We start from the raw sequence: 17,478 nt of genomic DNA, 5'->3' as shown, positions 1-17,478 counted from the left end.
TGCGTCGCCTGGAGGCCGACATCCTCGCCCACGCCCCGCGAGTTCCCGCGCCGGGGCGCGTACGGGTGCGGTTGCCTCGGGGATGAGCGGGGTGCTGAGGTGCGGGGCGTGGGCGAGGATGTCGGCCTCCAGGCGACGCAACCGGGGACCGGGGTCAACGCCCAGCTCCGCCACGAGCGTCGCGCGGACCCGGCGCAGCGCGGCCAGCGCCTCGGCCTGCCGCCCCGACCGGTAGAGCGCCATGGCGAGCAGATGCCAGGCGTCCTCGCGCAACGGCCGGCCGCCGGCATGGACCTCCAGGTCGGAGACCGCCTCGGCAGCCCGCCCCAGCGCCAGCAGCGCCTCGGCCCGGCGTTCCACGGCCAGCGCCCGCAACTCGTCCAGCCGGTGGATCTCCGCGCGGGCCCAGTCCGTCCCGGCGTTCTCGGCGTACGCGGGGCCGCGCCACAGCGCCAGCGCGCCGTCCAGGCACCCCAGCGCCCGCTCGGCCGTCGAGGAGGAGAGCGTACGCCCCTGGGCCAGCAGCCGCCCCGACTCGCCCAGCGCGGCCTCGAACCGCCAGGCGTCCACCGCGTCCGCCGCCGCCCGCAACGCGTAGCCGGGCGCGGCCGTCACCAGCAGCCGCGCGGGCTGTCGCGGTGCCCGGTCCGGCTCCAGCGCCCGCCGCAGGTCGGAGACGAACGTGCGGACCGCCGATACCGCGCCCTCGGCGGGCTCCCCCCACAGGTCCTCGACGAGCCGGTCGACCGGCACCACCCGCCCCCGGGCGACCAGCAGCCGCGCCAGCACCGCCCGGTGCCTCGGCCCCCTGAGCGGGACGGGCCCGCCCTCGCCGACCGCCTCCAGCGGCCCGAGGACGCGGAATGCCAGCGTGGTCACGCCCCCAATGTATGCAGCCCCGGGCACTGACCTGTCGCTGACCCGCTGCTGATCCCCGCCCGGCACGCTGGATCCGTACCACCGGCAAGCGAAAGGCACCCATGGACACCGAGATCAGTGGATTCGACCGGCGTCGTGTCACCGTGGCCGACGGCGTGGCGCTGAACGTCGCCGTCGGCGGCTCCGGCAGCCCGATCGTGCTGCTGCACGGCTTCCCGCAGACGCACCTCATGTGGCGGCACGTGGCCGCCGACCTGGCCGCCGACCACACCGTCATCTGCCCCGACCTGCGCGGCTACGGCGACAGCGACAAGCCCGCCGACCCCGCCGGCACCGCGTACGCCAAGCGCACCATGGCCGCCGATGTGGTCGCGCTCGCCCGCGCGCTGGGCCACGACCGGTTCGCCCTGGCCGGGCACGACCGCGGCGCCCTCGTCGCCGTCCGCGCCGGTCTCGACCATCCGGACGCGATCACCCACCTGGCCTTCCTGGACGCCCTGCCCACCCTGGACACGTGGGACGTCATGCGCGGCGCCTCGGCGGCCGTCGGCTGGCACCTCTACCTGATGGCCCAGCCGCCCGGCCTGCCCGAGCGGCTGATCTCGGCCTGCGCGGACGCCTTCTTCGGGCACTTCCTCGACGTCTGGACGGCCGACCCGGACGCGATCCCCGCTCCCGTACGGGCCGCGTACCTGAAAGCGTCCCGCGAGGCCGTCCCTTCGATCGTCGCCGACTACCGGGCGTCGGCCGGGATCGACCTCGACCACGACCGCGCCGACCGCGCGGCGGGCAACCGCCTGCGCGTGCCCGTGACCGTCCTCCAGCAGGACTGGGGCGCCGCACTCGGCTACGACGCGGCCGCGCTCTGGCGCGCGTGGGCCCCCGACCTGACGCACCGCACCGTCACCTGCGGCCACTTCATGGCGGAGGAGGCCCCGGCCGAGGTCGTCAAGGCCCTGCGCACCCTTCTGGCCAGAAAGTCGTCGGGCGGGGCCACCCGGAGTGGCGCTTAACATACGCGCATGCAGACGCACGGATTCACGCTCACCGCCGAGGGCCCGTTCGACTTCGGCGCCTCGCTGCGTTTCGTCGAGGACTGGCCGGCCACCGCCGCGCTGCCCTCCGACGGGCGGGCGCTGCGTTTCGCCTACTGCGCGGAGTCCGACTGGCGGCCGATCGGCGTGACCGTGACCGGCGCGCCCGGCGGGGTCGCCGTCGCCACGACGCGGCCCGCCGGGCCGGGCATCCGGGGCGAGGTGGCGCGCATCCTCTCCCTCGACGTGGACGGCACCGGCTTCGCCAAGGTCGCCGAGGCGGACCCGGTCCTCGGCGACGTGCGGGAACGCAGTCCCGGGCTGCGCCCGGTGTGTTTCTGGAGCCCCTGGGAGGCGGCCTGCTGGGCGGTGATCGTGCAGCGTTCGTCCATGCTCATCGCCTCGCGGATCAAGCAGCGCATCGCCGAGCGCCACGGCGCGCGGGTCGATGTGGACGGGCACGCGTACACGGCCTTCCCGCCGCCCGTGTCGCTGCTGGACGCCGGCGGGCTCGGCCTGCCCGCGCAGAAGGAGGAGTGGCTGCGCGGCCTGGCCCGCGCGGCGCTCGACGGCGTGCTCACCACCGAGCACCTGCGCGCCCTCGACCCACAGGACGCGCTGGCCGAGCTGCGCGCCCTGCCCGGCGTGGGGCCGTTCTCGGCGGGCCTCATCCTGATCCGCGGCGCGGGCGCCCCGGACGCCTTCCCCGGCGACGAGCCCCGCCTGTTCGCCATCCTCCGGGAGGCGTACGGCCTGCCGGAGGACACCACGGCGACCGCCTACCGCAGGATCGCCGACGCGTGGCGGCCGTACCGCTCATGGGCGTCCTTCCTCTTCCGCGCCTCCACGTACGGCACCGCCGGCGACCGTCCGGGCCGTTGAGGCAACGGGCCCGGCTGCCGTGGGGACCGGTCACGGGCAGGCCGGGGGCGTGGTGACGTGGAAGAACTCCAGCCGGATCGACGGGTCGTCGTGCAGGGCGATGGCCCGGGACTGCGAGGCCGTCGCCCAGCACGCGGGCAGCAGGAAGTAGCGCTGGTTGGCGCGGATCAGCAGGCGCAGGCCGGCATAGCGGTAGTGGAACTCCGCCGTCTCGTCCGGGAGCCTGCTCTCGGTGACGCCGGGCCCCTCCAGGTAGAGGCGGTTCGGCGCGTAGATGACCACGCCCGGGAGCAGCCCGGGCCCCCGCCGGAGCTGCTCCACCGCCGCCAGCCCGCGAAGCTGCGCGTACCCGGCGACGGACCACAGCAGCAGGAGCGCGAGCAGGGCCACGAAGATGGCCCGCCGGACGGCGCGCACCCCGGCCGGCTCGGCGTACCCGGGCGGCCGGGGGTGCGCGAGCGCGCGCAGGGAGGCGCCGTAGCCGAGCGCCAGCACGCCGAGGCCCAGGCTGATCGGGGCGACCGGCCCCCGGACCTTCAGCTCCACCCAGCCCGCCAGCCCCAGCACCCCGACCACGACGGCGGCGAAGCCGAACACGTCCAGGACGATCACGAACCGCCGCATGACGGCCGGGCGCGCCGCCATCCGCCGGACCAGCAACGCGTGCGCCGGAAGCGCGACCAGGACCGCCAGCAGGACCATGGCCAGCGGCTCGATGGTCGAGGCCACGCTGCGCAGCGCGTAGTCCTGGATCGACAGGCCCAGCAGGCTCTGGTCGACGCCGAGGCTGCTGAAGAAGGTGTTCGTGCGGACCGAGCCGAAGTAGACCATGAGCGCCGCGACGATCGTGGTCGGCGTGACGACGTGGGCGGTGACGCTCCACAGGCGGGCGAGGTCCGGGCCGACGTCGGCGTCGTCGCCGCCGGACCTCTTCACGTTTCTTCGGGCGCCGGCTCGGGCGGGCCGACCTCCCCGGGCCCCGGGTCGGTGGGGCCGGGATCGGTGGGTCCCGGATCCGTGGGACCGGGATCGGTGGGACCGGGATCTGTGGGTCCGGGATCCGTCGGGCCTGGGTCGGTGGTGGTTTCCGGGGGCGAGGGCGGCTGCTCCTCGCCGGTCGGGCGGACGGGCTCACCGGTGCACGCGGGCAGGTCGCCGGTCGCGCAGGCTTCCTTGAGATAGCGGTCCGGGTCCTGGCCGAGCTCGGAGAGCCGGGTGAGCGTCTCCTGCGCCTTGCCCGGTTCCCCGACGGCCGTGTAGCTGACCAGTTGCGCGTGATACATGAGTTCGAGCAGCTGGGGACGCGTCTCGGCGGGCAGGTCCGCGCTCAGCCGGTCGGCCGCCGCGAGGCTCTTGATCGCGTCGTCGTACCGTCCCAGGCTGGCCTTGGCCGCACCCGCGCACACCAGCGCGACGGCCGTCGTGCTGGAGTCGACGCCCGCCCCGGCCGGCCGCTGGTTCGCGTAGCGGTCCATGCGTTCCGCCGCGACCTCGTACCGGCCGGACGCCAGCAGCTTCTGGCACTCCATGCACACCGCGACGGTCGTCTCGGGGACGTCCCCGCCTCCGGTCGACGGCACCAGCTCGCCGATCGGCTTGATGGCAGGCTTCGCCGACACGCGCGGTGAGGGCGCCGGGTCCTGGGAGCCGCCGCAGCCACCGGTCAGCGCCGCGCCGGCCACGAGCACCGGCACGAGCACCGTCACGGCCGCTGACAAGGCTCTTCCCACGGCTTCCCCTCCCGGCCCTGTCATACCGCCGTGACGCGCTCCGCTCCCGCGCGGCCTGGGAAAAACCTCACAAAGAACCCTGGCGCGTCAGCGCGGGACGATCGGCAGGACGATGTGGGAGTCCGGGTACACCTTCTGGTGCTGCACGACCAGGTCGGCCCCGGTGGCCTCGGCGGCGGGGCGGCCGGTGCCGGGGTTGCGGTCGAAACGGGGGAAGTTGGAGCTGGAGACGTCCACCCGGATGCGGTGACCGGCCTTGAAGACCTGGCTGGTCGCGACGAGGTCGACGGTGTACGTCCCGGACGGCGTCGAGGTGCGGACGATGCCGTCGGTCACGCTCATCGCCCGGCCGCCGGGGTGGACGTCCACGAGCTTGGCGGTCCAGTCGGTGGCGGCGGCGGATGTCTCGGCGCGCAAAATGACCCTGACCGGGCCGGTCACCTCGACGTCGGCGGCGAGTACGCCGGTGGTGTAGCTGAGCACGTCGGGCCGGAGCTCGACGTCGCGCTGGTCCTGCGGCCCGACGTTGGTGTGGTCGGCCAGCAGGGTCGCGCCGCCGGTGGTGGGCACCGGGTCGCGTGGGTCGTGGGTGAACGTGGCCGGTGCGGCCGAGGCCGGCGGGTCGGGGGAGAGCAGGCCGCCGGCGTGCAGGTGGTAGCGGGTCTCGACGGCGCGGGCGAGCGGCCAGGCGTTCTCGTCGCGCCACACGTCGTCGCCCATGACGAAGATCTTCACCGCGGGGCCGGTGTCCGCGCCCCGCAGGAACGCGAGCTGCCGTTGCTCCAGCCGGATCGCCTGAGGCGAGGCGGAGAAGCCGAAATCGAGCGCGCCGCCCGCCGGCAGGTGCGTCCAGGGCCCGACGACCAGGGGGCCGCCCAGCCGCCGGTGGTTCTCCAGCGTCCCTCCCAGGAACAGGTCGAACCAGCCGGCCACGTGCATGACCGGCACCTCGATCCGGTCGTGCCGCAGCGTCCCGGCCAGGTCCTCCCAGTAGGCGTCGCGCTCCGGATGGCCGGTCCAGTCACGCCACCACGGGATGCCCGGGATGTCGCGTACCGGCAGGGTGCGCACCGCGGCGGCCTGGTCGGCGAGGACGGGCAGCAGCTCGCGGAAGCCCGCTGCGGTGTCCTCACCCGCCTCGGCGGCGTGCGTCAGGCCGAGCATCGCCTGCAACGCGCCCCAGTTCACGGCGGAGCCCAGCGCCAGCGCGCCGCCGTGGTACTTGAGCCCGTCGTGGAAGTCGTGCGGCGTCATCGAGGCGACCACGGCCTTGAGGCCCGGCGGGCGGGTGGCCGCCGCCTGGAGGGCGCAGCCGGCCGGGTAGGACGTGCCGCTCATCACGACCTCGCCGTTCGACCAGGGCTGGGAGGCGATCCAGGCGATCGTGTCGTGGCCGTCGGCGCCCTCGTCCAGCCATGGCCGGAACTCGCCGTCGCTGCTGCCGCGCCCCCGGCAGTGCTGCAGCACCACCGCGAACCCGGCTTCCAGGGCGGGCGTCACCGGTACCGGCCGGAACGAGCCCTCACCGTACGGGGTCCGCACCAGGAGCGCCGGGAACGGGCCGCCGTCGGCCCGCCGGTGGACCGAGCCGCGCAGCACGGTGCCGTCGCGCATCGGCATGGGGGCGTCGTGCTCGACGATGACGCGCAGCGGGGCGCGGTTGAGCTTCGGCATCGCGGTTCCTCGCGGGTCAGGTGAGGGCGTAGGCGTCGTAGCGGACGTCGGTGGCCGTGCGGGCCGCCGACGCGACGGCGAGGGTGCGGTTGAGCCAGAGGTAACGGGCGTCGCCGGTCTCGAAGCGGCAGAAGAGCCGGAAGTAATACTCCGACGGGTCCACCTCCTCGCCCCGGGCGAGCCTGCCGAGCACCTCGGCGGGCCCGTGCCGCACACCGCTGGTGGAGATGTACAGCAGCGCGCCGTCGTGGGTGCGCAGCGTGTAGCGGGTGTCGACGCTGGCCATGCCGTCGGCGTGCAGGATCTGCCAGTCGGCGCCGCCGGGCAGCACCACCCCCGACAGGCGGGGGCCGTCGAAGGCGCCGCCGACGATGTTGATCACCCGGCGGTGGCCCCACGGGGAGTCGCCCAGGTCGAGGATCGGGTCGAGCTCCACGCGGAACGTGGCGAGCGGTTCGAGGTTCACGTGACGCTCCAGGAGGGGCGCTCGCTGAGCGAGGCCGGGTCGAATCCGGCGGTGCGCTTGTAGGAGGCGGCGATCTCGGCCCGCTCCGTCAGCGGGACGACCTGCTCGATGTCGTCGAAGCCGCCGGGCGCGCGCTCGTGCGCGAGCTTCATGACGATCTCCGGGCCCATCTCGCGGTTGGACAGCTGCAGCGCGGTCGTGGCGGGCCGCCGCGCCGCCTCGTAGGAGTCCAGGTCGTCGTGGGCGAGCGCGTACGCGAGCACCCGGGCGTCGATGATCGCCTGGGACGCGCCGTTGGACCCGATCGGGTACATCGCGTGGGCGGCGTCGCCGAGCAGCGTGACGTCGCCGAACGTCCACCGGGGCAGGGGATCGCGGTCCACCATCGGGTACTCGAAGGCCGCCTCGGCCCCGGCGATGATCCCGGGCACGTCCAGCCAGTCGAAGCGCCAGCCGGCGAAGTGCCTGCCGATCTCGGCCAGGTCGGCGGGGCGGTTCCAGTTGCCCCGTTCGGGCGCCACGCCGTCGAGGGGGCGCTCGGCGATCCAGTTGATCAGCGGGCGGTCGCCGGTCTCGATCGGGTAGGCGACGAACTTCTGCGTCCCGTCCCCCGCCATGATCATGGACCGGCCGGTCAGGAACGGCTCTCCGTACGTGGTGCCGCGCCACAGGACCAGGCCGTTCCACGGCGGCGGACCCTCGTCCGGGTACAGGTGGGCGCGGACGGCGGAGTTGATCCCGTCCGCGCCGATGAGCAGGTCCTCGCCCGCCGGGCCGGTGATGCGGCTGCCGGTCCGCACGCTGTCCGGGCCGAGCCGTTCGGTCACCGCCTCCAGCAGCAGCATCTGCAGGCGCCCCCGGTGGACGGAGTACTGCGGCCAGGCGTAGCCGGCGTCGAGCCCTCGGGGCTCGGACCAGATCGGCGCGCCGTGCCGGCTGAAGTAGGCCAGCTCGGCCGTGGCGACCCCGATGCGCGCGAGCCGGTCGGCCAGGCCCAGCTCGGTGAGCTCCCGTACGGCGTGGGGGAGCAGATTGATGCCGACCCCCAGCGGCCTGATCTCGGGGGCCGCCTCGTGCACGGTCACGTCCTCGAAGCCGGCCGCGTGCAGGCTGAGCGCGGCGGTGAGCCCCCCGATGCCGGCTCCGGCGATGACGACGCGCACGGGCGCCTCCCACAGAAGACTGTTATGGCCGTAACAATCTTCCCGGTACGGGTCACGCCTGCGCAAGACTTGACCGGTGAGCACCCTCCCCGCCGATCTCCTGTACGGCGCGTACGCGCGCGAGCGCCTGGCCACGATGCCGCCGCCGGCCGACGCGGAGGCGTTCGCGCTGGCCTACCACCTCCTGCAGCTCGCCTCCCTGCTGGTGACGGACCTGGAGACCCGCATCCACCGGCCGCGCGGCCTGACGCTGGCCGGGTTCAGGCTGCTGTTCAAGCTCTGGCTGCTGGGGCCCACCCAGCCGGTGCGGCTGGCCGAGATCTCGGCGATGTCCCGTTCCGCGGTGACCAACGCGGTCAACACGCTCGAACGCGGCGGGCTGGCAGAGCGCCGCCCGTCGCCGGCGGACCGGCGCGCGGTGGTGGTCGTGCTGACCGCCGCAGGCGAGACGGCCGTGCGCGAGGCGTTCGCCGAGCAGGCCCGCAGGGAGCAGGAGTGGTTCGCCGCGCTCGGCGAGGCCGAGCGCGAGCAGCTGACCGGCCTGCTCACCCGTATCCTGCGGGCCCGCCCGGCCGACGTCCCCTGAGCCGCGGCCGTCACGCGTCGCCCGTCGGCGGCGCCGCGCCAGAGGCGTCAGAGTGCCGCGAGCCACTCGTCGAAGGTGGTCTTCTCGATGCGGGCGCCGTCGCCGGGCAGCAGCACCTCGCCGGCCATCGACGTGCCGAACACCCCCGCCCACGTCGGCACCAGCTTGACCTCGCGGCCCCGCGCGCGGTGGGTGCGCCGGGCCATGTCGACGAGGTCCTGCGGCTCCGGCCCGGCGAGATCGGCGTGGCGGCCCAGCGGCTCGCCGGTCACGACCTCGGCCAGGACTCCGGCCACGTCCGCGGGCGCGATCGGCTGCACGAGCAGCGGCGCGATCGTGGCCACGCCGTCCTGCTCGGTCCAGCTCGCGACCATCTCGGCGAAGTCGTGGAACTGGGTGGCCGGGACGATCGTCCACGGCACCGGACCGGCGGCCACCAGGCGCTCCTGCTCCCTCTTGCCGGCGTAGTGCGCGTTGCCCTCGACCCGGTGGATCCCGACGATCGACAGCAGCACGTGGTGCCGCACACCGGCCCGCTCCTCCGCCGCGAGCAGGTTGCCCGTGGCGGTGGCGAAGAAGCCGAGCGCCTCCTCGCGGCGGGCGGCCGGGCCGTTGGTGGCGGCGACGACCGCCTCGACGCCGGTCAGGGCGTCGTCGAGCCCGTCGCCGGTCACGAGGTCGACGCCGAGCGAACGGCTGATGCGCACGACCTCGTGCCCGTCGCGTTCGAGGGCGGCGACGGTCAGTGATCCGATGTTGCCGGTCGCGCCGGCGACGGCGATCCGCATGATGATCTCTCCTTCTCCCGTAAGGCTCCCGACCCTATCTCGGACAAAACAGATCCGCAATCTCCGCGATATGCTGGTCGCGTGAAGCTGCCCGTGAGCACCGAATGGCTGTTGCACTGCGCGACGACGCTGGCGCAGCTCGAGCCGGGCGCGACCGCGTCGGCGGCCCAGCTCGCCGACTACTACGACCTGCCCGCGCCCTACCTCGCCAAGCAGCTGCAGGCGCTGGTCAAGGCCGGGGTGCTGGCCGCGACGACGGGCCCGCGCGGCGGCTTCCGGCTCGCGCGCCCGGCATCCGACATCACGCTGCTGCGGATCGTCGAGGCCGTCGACGGCGCGTCCTCGCCGTACGAGTGCCGCGAGATCCGCCAGCAGGGGAGGGGTGCGCTGCCGCCGGAGGAGTGCCGGCGGGCGTGCGTCCTGGCGGCGAAGATGGCCGACGCGCACGCGGCGTGGCGGCGCAGCCTGGGCGGGGTCTCGCTGGCCGACATCCTCGGCGAGCTGCCCCCGTCGGCGCCGGCCCGCACGCGCTCGCGCCTGACGGGCAAGTAGTCCGTCACGCGGGCGATCACCCTCCCGATCGCCCGGGCCGGGAGGTGATCACAGGGTGTTCAGGAAGTCTCCGAGGATCTTGTTGAAGACGTCGGGGCGCTCCATGTTCGGGTAGTGGGCGGTCCCGTCGATCGAGGTCGTACGGCCGTCGGCGACGGCGGCGACGAGGCGGTCCGCCATGCCGAGGTGGTCGGGCGAGTCGGCGCCGCCGTTGATCGCCAGCACCGGGACGCCGATCGAGGGCACCCGCTCCCAGGTCTCGCGCACCTGGACGAGATGGTGGGGCTCGCCGGCGGTGTGCTTGGACATGGTCTCCCTGGTGATGCGGCGCAGCCGGTCGGCGACCCCGGGATCGACCTCGTCGAGCGTGCGGTGCGGGCCGGCGGCGAAGAGCGTGAACTCCTCGACGGAGGCGTCCAGGTCGCCGGCGGCCATCGCCGCGTGCCAGCCGGCCCACACCCGGGTGGTCCAGGGATCGGTGAAGTACGGCTCGCTGGTCCCGGCGCCGGACACCACCACGGCGCTGACCAGGTCGGGATGCTCCAGCGCGGTGTCGACGGCGGTGGCGGCGCCCATGGAGACGCCCACCAGGACCGCCGGGCCGGTGTCCAGGTGGCGCAGCAGGGCGGCGAGGTCGTCGGTGAGCCGGTAGGGCGCGGCGGCGTTGGCTGAGCGGCCGTGGCCCCGGGCGTCGGGCGCGATGACGCGGAAGCGGTCGGCGAAGGCCGGGATCTGCTCGTCCCACATGCGGTGGTGCAGGAAGCCGGCGTGCAGCAGGACGAGGGGACGGCCGGTGCCGGTGTCGAGCCAGAACAGGTCATTCATGACAACCAAGGTGTCATTTTCTGTCGAAGATGGCAACTAAGGTGTCATCATGAGCGAGACAGGCGACGAGCTGACCGACCGGCTCACCGAGGTGTTCGACCTGGTGGGCCCGCTCTACCGGCGCGCCCAGCGCAAGGTGGAGCAGGACGCGCCCATCGAGGGGCTGTCCGTCGGCGTGCGGGCGGTGCTCAACATGCTGCGCGAGCACGGGCCCATGACCGTCCCCCAGATGGGCCGCGACCAGGCGCTCAGCCGCCAGTTCGTGCAGCGGACGACCAACGACGCGGCCGCCCGCGGGCTCGTCGAGTTCGTCCCCAACCCGGCGCACAAGAAGTCCTCGCTCATCCGGCTGACCGAGGCGGGGCGGGCCGCCATCACCGCCGTGATCGACCGCGAGCGCGCGGTGCTGCGGCAGATCGGCGGCGACCTGACCGAGGCCGAGATCACCGCCTGCCTCCGCGTGCTCTCCCGCCTGCTGCGCCTCGTCGACGACGTCGACGTCGACTGATCAGGCACCGGCCCCTGCCGTCCCCCGTCAGGGCCCGCGGCCGGGGTGATCACCATCGGACGGCGGGCACGCCGTCCATCCGCACGGTCGCCGTCTCCCCGCCGGTCAGCTTCAGGACGACGAGGTCGCCCTCGACGGACGCCGCCGGCGACGGCGGCTCGCCCTCCAGCACCCCCAGAAGCACGAGGCTGACGTAGACGGCGTCGCCGCCCGGGTGCGCGGCGACGACGTACGGCGTGGCCGAGTGGACGCCGAAGGCGTTGGCGCCCCGGGCCGTCACCAGCCCGGCGCCGTCGTAGCCGTGCAGGGCGCGCACGACGCTCGTCAGCCCGTCGGCGCGGCGGGCCAGCGCCAGCCCGGCACCCTCGCGGACGCCGGGCGGGGCCGCCGAGGCCAGCGCGTGGCCGCCGTCGCGCACCCGGTGGCCGGCCGGGGCCGTGACCCGGTGGATCCTGATCTCCGCCGCGCCGTCCACGACCGAGGCCGTCACCACGCGCACCGGCCCGTCCCGATAGGCCGAGGCGGCGAACCGGTCCGACACGGCCAGCGGCTCGATGCGCCGCCTGCGGGAGGCGGTCCCGTCCGGCGAGATCACGGCCAGCTGGTTGTCGGCGCCGCCCGCCTCCGGGCCCGTGTGGCTGGTGTAGGCGAGCCTGAGGTAGTGCGGGTCGGGCTCGCCGTCCGGGTCCTGGACGCGGTCGCGGTCGCTGCCGTGGTTGACGAGCCGTACGACGCCGTCCGACCGGGTGGCGTGCAGCAGCCAGCCCGGCGCGGGCATGGCCACCGTCTGATCGGCCAGGTCGACGGGCGCGGGAGCCTCCGCGTCGGCCCAGACCGGGTGGGCGGGCGGCAGCAGCAGGCCGAGGAACGCCTTGCTCGCCCAGTACGGCGACGCCGGGCCCGAGTAGTCCTGCGCGATGGGCTCGAACGGGTCGTACCAGCCGAGGGTGAGCAGGCCGCGCTCGTCCGGCGCGCCCCGCTCGGTGAAGTGCCGCAGCGCGCCGCTGGCGATGCGCCGGGTGCGGCCGGGCGGCAGCGGCGAGGCGCCGGTCAGCGCGCCCAGCCACAGCGGCGCGACCGTGGCGAAGCGGTAGGTCAGCGACCGCCCCTGGTGCACCGGGCCGCCGTCGGCGGCGAAGAAGTGCTGGTACTGCTCCAGGAACCGGCGCAGCCGCCCGGCGTAGAGCTCCTGCCGGGCGGTGTCGCCGGACATCCGCGCCCACAGCGACGGATACAGGTGCAGGGCCCAGCCGCAGTAGTAGTCGTAGTTCTTGCCCTTGCCGTCGGAGTACCAGCCGTCGCCGGCGTGCCACTCCTCGATCCGCGCCAGCCCACCGGCGATCTCGTCCGGTTCGTACGGGCCGCCCGCCTGCGCCAGGAACTGCGCGACGATCACCTGGAACAGCACCCAGTTGTTGTCCGGCGTGCGCCGCCCCCGGAACCCGGCCAGCCAGGCCAGCACCCGCTCGCGCTCGGCCGACGAGAACCGGTCGAACAGCCACGGCCGGGTCTCGTGCAGGGCCAGCGCCACCGACGCCGCCTCCACGAGCTGCTGCGACATGTCGGTCAGCGCCGGCCACGCGTACGGGTGCGCCGGGTCGGTCCCCGCCAGCAGGCCGCTCGCGTACCGCTCCAGCAGCGCGGGCGGCACCTCGCCGCCCGCGCCGGCGATCCGGAACGCGGCGAGCAGGAAAGTCCTGGCGAAGCCCTCCAGCCCGTCGCTCACCGGCCCCGACCGGCTCGCCCTGCCGGGCAGGCGGAACTGGGCGAAGTCGTCCGTCGCGTACGGCACGACGGAGGCCAGCAGGTGATCCGCCACGGCCTCCCAGTGCTCACGGGTCCAGCCGGTGCGGGGGGACAGCCGGTTGTCAGGCGAGGGGAGGCGCATACGGATCATAGTAAGCGTTTTAACTTCCGGTGCACAGGAGGCCGATCGCCCCTTGCAGGCCCGGACGGCCGCCCTGTTTGACAGCGGCGCGACCCAGGGGAGACGATCGAGCGTAAGCGGTTTACTGCGCTGTTACAGCTCCGGTGGAGGTTGGATGGTCCGGCGTGCGGCGTCCGATGACGAGGGGCGGCGGCCGACGACGATCAGGGACGTCGCCGCGCACGCGGGTGTGTCCGTCGCCACGGTGTCCCGGATCCTGTCCGGCAGCTACCCCAGCGCCCCCGCCACGCGCGGCAAGGTCATGCGGGCGGTGCGCGAGCTCGACTACGTGGCCAACGCCAACGCGCGCGGTCTGGCCGGGGCGAGCAGCCGCAGCGTCGCCATCATCGTCAACTCCGTCGTCTCGCCCCACTACGCCCACGTCGCGCAGGGCGTGCAGACGCAGGCCGCGATCGAGGGCAAGCTCTGCATCGTCGGCACCACCGGCGGCGACCCGGAGCGCGAGCTCGCCACGGTGCAGCTGATGCGCCAGGAGCAGGCCGAATGCGTGATCCTCGTCGGCAACGTGGTGGCCGACGAGGCCTACCGCGAGCGGATGGGCGACTACGCCAGGGCGCTGGCGCTCGCCGGCTCGCAGCTCGTCCTGTGCGGGCGCCCGGCGCTCGGCCCCGACGTGCCCGCCCTGGTCATCGAGTACGACAACACCGGCGGCGCGTACGCCATCACGAGCCACCTGCTGTCGGCGGGCCATCGGCGCATCCTGTTCCTCGGCCGCCGTGACGGTCACACCACCCCGGACAGCCGGATCGCCGGCTACCGCGCCGCCCTGGCCGACCACCACGTGCCGCACGACCCGGCGCTGGAGGCCGAGGGCACGATGGAGCGGCGCGAGGGCCACCGCATGGTGCGCGAGCGCCTCGACGCCGGGCCGCCCGACTTCACCGCGATCTTCGCCTGCAACGACCTCGTCGCGGCGGGGGCCCGCCAGGCGCTGCGGGAGCACGGGCTGAGCGTCCCCGGCGACGTCTCCCTGGTCGGCTTCGACGACCTGCCCCCGGCGGCCGACATCGACCTCACCACGGTCCACGTCCCGCACGAGGAACTGGGCCGCACGGCCGTACGCCTGGCGCTCGACCGGGAGCGGGACAGGCCGGGCAGGCCCGAGCACGTCCTGCTCGGCACGCACATCATCGTCCGCGACTCGGTCCGCCCGCTCAGAGGCCCGGCTCTGCCGTAGTCGCGGGCTCGGCCGGCTCGGTGGTCGCGTCGTCCGGGTGCTCGCGGGCGGGCGCGCAGTTCACGTCGCAGCCGCCGAAGCGGTTCAGGTCCACCGGGGTGAACGGGGTCGGCGGCACGTCCCGCAGCGCGGCCGTCATCGTGTCCTTCCAGATCGGGCCGGGCAGCGAGGCACCCTGGACAGACCCGTAGGAGCGGCCGCCGATGGTGACGCCGGTGAGCTTGTGACGCTGCGAGCCGCGCGGGTCGCCGATGCTGACCGCGCCGGCCAGGTCGGGCGTGAACCCGGCGAACCAGGCGCTGGCGTACCCGTCGGTGGTGCCGGTCTTGCCGGCCGCCGGGCGGCCGATGCCGCCGACGCCGCTCATGGTGCCCTTCGTGAACACCCCGGACAGGATGTGGGCGGTCGCGTCGGCGACCCCGGGGTCCAGCGCCCGCTCGCAGCGCGGCCGGTACGTGGTGGTCCTGCCGTCCCGGCCGGTGACCTTGGTGATGGCCATCGGCGGGCAGTACGTGCCGCGCGCGGCGATGGCGGCGTAGGCGGTGGCCACGGTGACCGGGTCGCTCTCGTTGATGCCGAGCGTGAACGTCTCGAACTCCCGCAGTTCCTCGCCGTCGGCCCGCTTGATCCCCAGCGACCTGGCCGTCTGGACCGTCGGGCACAGGCCCACCCGCTCCTGCAGCTCCATGAAGAACGTGTTGACCGAACCCCAGGTGCCGGTGGCCAGCGTCTTGAAGCCGGGCGACCCCTCGTCGTTGGTGACCGTCCAGGACGGGTCGCCGACCTTCCGGCCGGCGCAGTCGGTGAACGTGGCGTAGCCGGGCGCGGTGTAGCCGGCTCCCGCGGTGATGCCGTCGTCGATCTTCATGCCCTGCTTGAGCGCCTCGATCAGCGTGAACGTCTTGAACGTCGAGCCCGCCTGGAAGCCGATCAGCCCGCCGTGCGCCATGTCGGCCACCGCGTTGTAGGAGATCTGGTTCTTGCGGGCGGAGCCGCCGAAGGGGCGGCTGGCCGCCATCGCCCGGATCGCGCCGGTGCCCGGCTCCACCAGCGCCTCGGCGGCCAGCGCCCGGTCCGAGGCGAAGACGTGCTTCCTGATGGCCGACTCCGCCGCCCGCTGCGCGGTGGGGTCGAGCGTGGTGTGGACCTTGAGCCCGCCCCGGCTGAAGGCCGCCTCGCGTTGCCGGCGGGTCTTGCCGAAGGCGGGGTCGGACAGCAGCTCGTGCCGGACGTACTCGCAGAAGTACGGATAGCGGCTCTCCTGGCAGCCGTTGGGCTGCTTGACGCCCTTGTAGCCGAGCTTGCGGGCCTTGGCCGCGGCGGCCTGCGCCGGGGTGATCCGGCCCAGCTCGGCCATCCTGTCGAGCACCACGTCACGCCGCTGGAGCAGCAGCTCGCGCGCCTTGGCGCCGCGGTCGGGCGAGGTGGCGTTGGGGTCCTGCACGGCGCCGGCCAGGGTGGCGGCCTGGGCCAGGTTCAGCCGGGAGGCCGGGACGCCGAAGAAGCGCCTGGCCGCCGCCTCCACGCCGTTGGCTCCCGCGCCGAAGTAGGCGATGTTCAGGTATTTCTCCAGGATCTCGTCCTTGGAGTACTTCTCCTCGACCGCCATGGCGTGACGCAACTCCTGCAGCTTGCGCGCGTAGCTGGCCTCCAGGGCCGCGTTCTTCTCCTTCTCCGTGCCGGCCGCGTTGAACAGCACCTGCTTGACGTACTGCTGGGTGATCGAGGAGCCGCCCTGGCTGATGCCGCCCGAGGTGAGGTTCTTGACCAGGGCGCGGGCCGTGCCCTCGACGTCGATCGCGCCGTGCTCGTAGAAGCGGTCGTCCTCGATGGCGACGATGGCCGTCCGCATCACCCCGGCGATCCGCTCCAGCGGCACGACCTGGCGATCCTGGGCGTAGAACTGGGCGATCCGGTGGCCCTCGGCGTCGTACACGGTGGTCTTCTCCGCGAGCGGCGGTTCCACCAGCTCCTCCGGGCGGAGGTTCAGCGCCTCGGTGCCCGCGACGAGCACCGCTCCCGAGCCGCCCACGGCGGGCAGGGCGAGCGCGGCGGCCACCAGGCCGGTGGCCGTGGCGGCGGCGGCCAGCCGGGCGATGCCGGACATGCGGGTACGGGGATGCGACCTGGACATGGCGGCCATGACAGCACAAGCATCCGCATACTGTCCAAGACCGATATGAATTGCCCAGCGATATAGAAACAGATATCAAGCCCGGTCTGTCACATCGTGGTGGCCTGTCCCGTCCTCCTGGTGCTGTCCATCCAGACGAGGAGGTCTCCATGGCGTACACGGTCCGGCGACGGGCGAGGGAGCACGGGCGATGAGGGTACTGCTGGCCGGGGCGACCGGCGCGATCGGGGTGCCGCTGCTGGAGGCGCTGGCCGCCTCCGGGCACGAGGTGATCGCCGTCATCCGCGATCCCGCCAAACGGCGGCTCGTCACCGACCGCGGCGCCGTCGCCGTGCTCGCCGACGTGCTCGACCGTGACGGGCTGCTGCGCGCCGTCGACGGGCACCCGGCCGACGTGGTGATGCACCAGGCCACGGCGCTGCGCGACGCCTCACGGAAGCTGCGGCCCGACGACCCGACCATCGCCCTGCGCGACCGGGGCACCGCGCATCTGCTCGACGCCGCCCGTGCCGTCGGCGCGCGCCGGTTCGTCACCCAGTCGCTGATCACCGGGTACGGCTACCGCGACCACGGCGACCGGCTGCTGACCGAGGACGACGAGTTCGGCGTGCGCGTCGGCACCGTCGCCGACCTGGTGACCGACTCCAGCGTGGCGACCGAGCGGCAGGTGTTCGCCGCCGAGGGCATCGAGGGCGTCGCCCTGCGCTACGGCATGTTCTACGGCGAGAACGCGTTCAGCGACATGTTCGCCGGTCTGATGCGCAAGCGGGCGCCGGTGCTGCCGCGCGGGCGGACGGGCACCACGTCCTTCGTGCACGTGGACGACGCCGCGGCCGCCGCCGTCGCGGCCATGGAACGCGGCGGGGCGGGGGAGGCGTACAACATCGTGGACGACGAGCCGATGAGCTGGCGCGACTTCCTGACCACGGTCGCCCGCGTCCACGGCACCCCGCGCCCCGTCGTGACGCCGAGGTGGCTGATCCGGCTGGCGGTGCCCTATCTGGGGTGCCTGCTGATCGACACCACGATGCGGGTCTCGCACGCCAAGGCCACGCGCGACCTGGGCTGGACCCCGGTGCACCGGAGCGTGCCCGAAGGGCTGAAGGCCCGCTGAGAACCCGCCGGGGCGGCG

General features: G+C 74.0%; 17 protein-coding genes. 7 read left to right on the top strand and 10 right to left on the bottom strand.

The features are described 5' to 3' along the window. The coding region (locus ADY59_RS05425; protein WP_197093446.1) for an AfsR/SARP family transcriptional regulator at positions 1-879 on the bottom strand (879 nt) is incomplete at its 3' end. Positions 880-980: 101 nt separating this feature from the next. Between ADY59_RS05425 and ADY59_RS05420 the strand changes: the two genes are divergently transcribed. After that, on the top strand, positions 981-1,892 hold the full coding sequence (locus ADY59_RS05420; RefSeq protein WP_049558420.1) for an alpha/beta fold hydrolase: 912 nt from the start codon (positions 981-983) through the stop codon (positions 1,890-1,892). A 9-nt stretch (positions 1,893-1,901) separates the two neighbouring features. After that, positions 1,902-2,795, top strand: coding sequence for a DNA-3-methyladenine glycosylase family protein (locus ADY59_RS05415; protein ID WP_049558418.1), 894 nt, complete (start codon positions 1,902-1,904; stop codon positions 2,793-2,795). Between the two features lie 30 nt (positions 2,796-2,825). Here ADY59_RS05415 and ADY59_RS05410 read toward each other — a convergent pair whose 3' ends face one another. The 5 genes from ADY59_RS05410 to ADY59_RS05390 all read right to left on the bottom strand — a co-directional run bounded on the left by ADY59_RS05410 (position 2,826) and on the right by ADY59_RS05390 (position 7,828). Further along, positions 2,826-3,731: a hypothetical protein gene (locus ADY59_RS05410; RefSeq protein WP_049558413.1), complete on the bottom strand. Its 906-nt coding sequence runs from the start codon at positions 3,729-3,731 to the stop codon at positions 2,826-2,828. Further along, on the bottom strand, positions 3,728-4,513 hold the full coding sequence (locus ADY59_RS05405) for a tetratricopeptide repeat protein (protein WP_156325310.1): 786 nt from the start codon (positions 4,511-4,513) through the stop codon (positions 3,728-3,730). The genes ADY59_RS05410 and ADY59_RS05405 overlap by 4 nt, the downstream gene beginning before the upstream one ends. A gap of 99 nt (positions 4,514-4,612) precedes the next feature. Further along, positions 4,613-6,199, bottom strand: a complete 1,587-nt coding sequence (locus tag ADY59_RS05400) for a CocE/NonD family hydrolase (RefSeq protein ID WP_063780562.1) — start codon at positions 6,197-6,199, stop codon at positions 4,613-4,615. A gap of 16 nt (positions 6,200-6,215) precedes the next feature. After that, positions 6,216-6,665, bottom strand: coding sequence for a DUF3237 domain-containing protein (locus ADY59_RS05395; protein ID WP_197093444.1), 450 nt, complete (start codon positions 6,663-6,665; stop codon positions 6,216-6,218). Beyond that, positions 6,662-7,828, bottom strand: a complete 1,167-nt coding sequence (locus ADY59_RS05390; protein WP_049558409.1) for a flavin-dependent oxidoreductase — start codon at positions 7,826-7,828, stop codon at positions 6,662-6,664. The genes ADY59_RS05395 and ADY59_RS05390 overlap by 4 nt, the downstream gene beginning before the upstream one ends. 76 nt (positions 7,829-7,904) lie before the next feature. On the opposite strand from ADY59_RS05390, the gene ADY59_RS05385 reads away from it, so the two are divergent. Next, positions 7,905-8,414, top strand: coding sequence for a MarR family winged helix-turn-helix transcriptional regulator (locus ADY59_RS05385; protein ID WP_231618559.1), 510 nt, complete (start codon positions 7,905-7,907; stop codon positions 8,412-8,414). Positions 8,415-8,461: 47 nt separating this feature from the next. On the opposite strand, the gene ADY59_RS05380 is transcribed toward ADY59_RS05385, so the two are convergent. Beyond that, positions 8,462-9,202: an SDR family oxidoreductase gene (locus ADY59_RS05380; RefSeq protein ID WP_049558406.1), complete on the bottom strand. Its 741-nt coding sequence runs from the start codon at positions 9,200-9,202 to the stop codon at positions 8,462-8,464. An 81-nt stretch (positions 9,203-9,283) separates the two neighbouring features. Between ADY59_RS05380 and ADY59_RS05375 the strand changes: the two genes are divergently transcribed. Next, positions 9,284-9,754 (top strand): RrF2 family transcriptional regulator, encoded by a 471-nt coding sequence (locus ADY59_RS05375; RefSeq protein WP_049558404.1) that lies wholly within the window; start codon positions 9,284-9,286, stop codon positions 9,752-9,754. Positions 9,755-9,802: 48 nt separating this feature from the next. Here ADY59_RS05375 and ADY59_RS05370 read toward each other — a convergent pair whose 3' ends face one another. Beyond that, the gene (locus ADY59_RS05370; RefSeq protein ID WP_049558402.1) at positions 9,803-10,579 is read right to left on the bottom strand and encodes an alpha/beta fold hydrolase; all 777 of its coding nucleotides are present in this window, start codon (positions 10,577-10,579) and stop codon (positions 9,803-9,805) included. A 49-nt stretch (positions 10,580-10,628) separates the two neighbouring features. Here ADY59_RS05370 and ADY59_RS05365 point away from each other — a divergent pair, with 49 nt between their 5' ends. Beyond that, the gene (locus ADY59_RS05365; protein ID WP_049558400.1) at positions 10,629-11,087 is read left to right on the top strand and encodes a MarR family winged helix-turn-helix transcriptional regulator; all 459 of its coding nucleotides are present in this window, start codon (positions 10,629-10,631) and stop codon (positions 11,085-11,087) included. Between the two features lie 49 nt (positions 11,088-11,136). On the opposite strand, the gene ADY59_RS05360 is transcribed toward ADY59_RS05365, so the two are convergent. Beyond that, positions 11,137-12,975, bottom strand: coding sequence for a DUF2264 domain-containing protein (locus tag ADY59_RS05360; RefSeq protein ID WP_049558397.1), 1,839 nt, complete (start codon positions 12,973-12,975; stop codon positions 11,137-11,139). Between the two features lie 154 nt (positions 12,976-13,129). Between ADY59_RS05360 and ADY59_RS05355 the strand changes: the two genes are divergently transcribed. Beyond that, a complete protein-coding gene (locus tag ADY59_RS05355; RefSeq protein WP_049558395.1) occupies positions 13,130-14,212 on the top strand; it encodes a LacI family DNA-binding transcriptional regulator in 1,083 nt (360 codons plus the stop codon). Here the strand turns inward: ADY59_RS05355 and ADY59_RS05350 are convergent. Then, positions 14,190-16,346: a transglycosylase domain-containing protein gene (locus ADY59_RS05350; RefSeq protein WP_231618558.1), complete on the bottom strand. Its 2,157-nt coding sequence runs from the start codon at positions 16,344-16,346 to the stop codon at positions 14,190-14,192. The two genes, ADY59_RS05355 and ADY59_RS05350, sit on opposite strands and share 23 nt — an antisense overlap. A gap of 190 nt (positions 16,347-16,536) precedes the next feature. On the opposite strand from ADY59_RS05350, the gene ADY59_RS05345 reads away from it, so the two are divergent. After that, positions 16,537-17,460: an NAD-dependent epimerase/dehydratase family protein gene (locus ADY59_RS05345; protein WP_049558393.1), complete on the top strand. Its 924-nt coding sequence runs from the start codon at positions 16,537-16,539 to the stop codon at positions 17,458-17,460. Positions 17,461-17,478: the final 18 nt, after the last annotated feature.

It is taken from the genome of Nonomuraea sp. SBT364, from assembly GCF_001083785.1.
Taxonomy (GTDB): Bacteria; Actinomycetota; Actinomycetes; order Streptosporangiales; family Streptosporangiaceae; genus Nonomuraea.
Note: the sequence above shows the minus strand (reverse complement) of the source record. Positions and strands in the feature narration are given on the sequence as shown.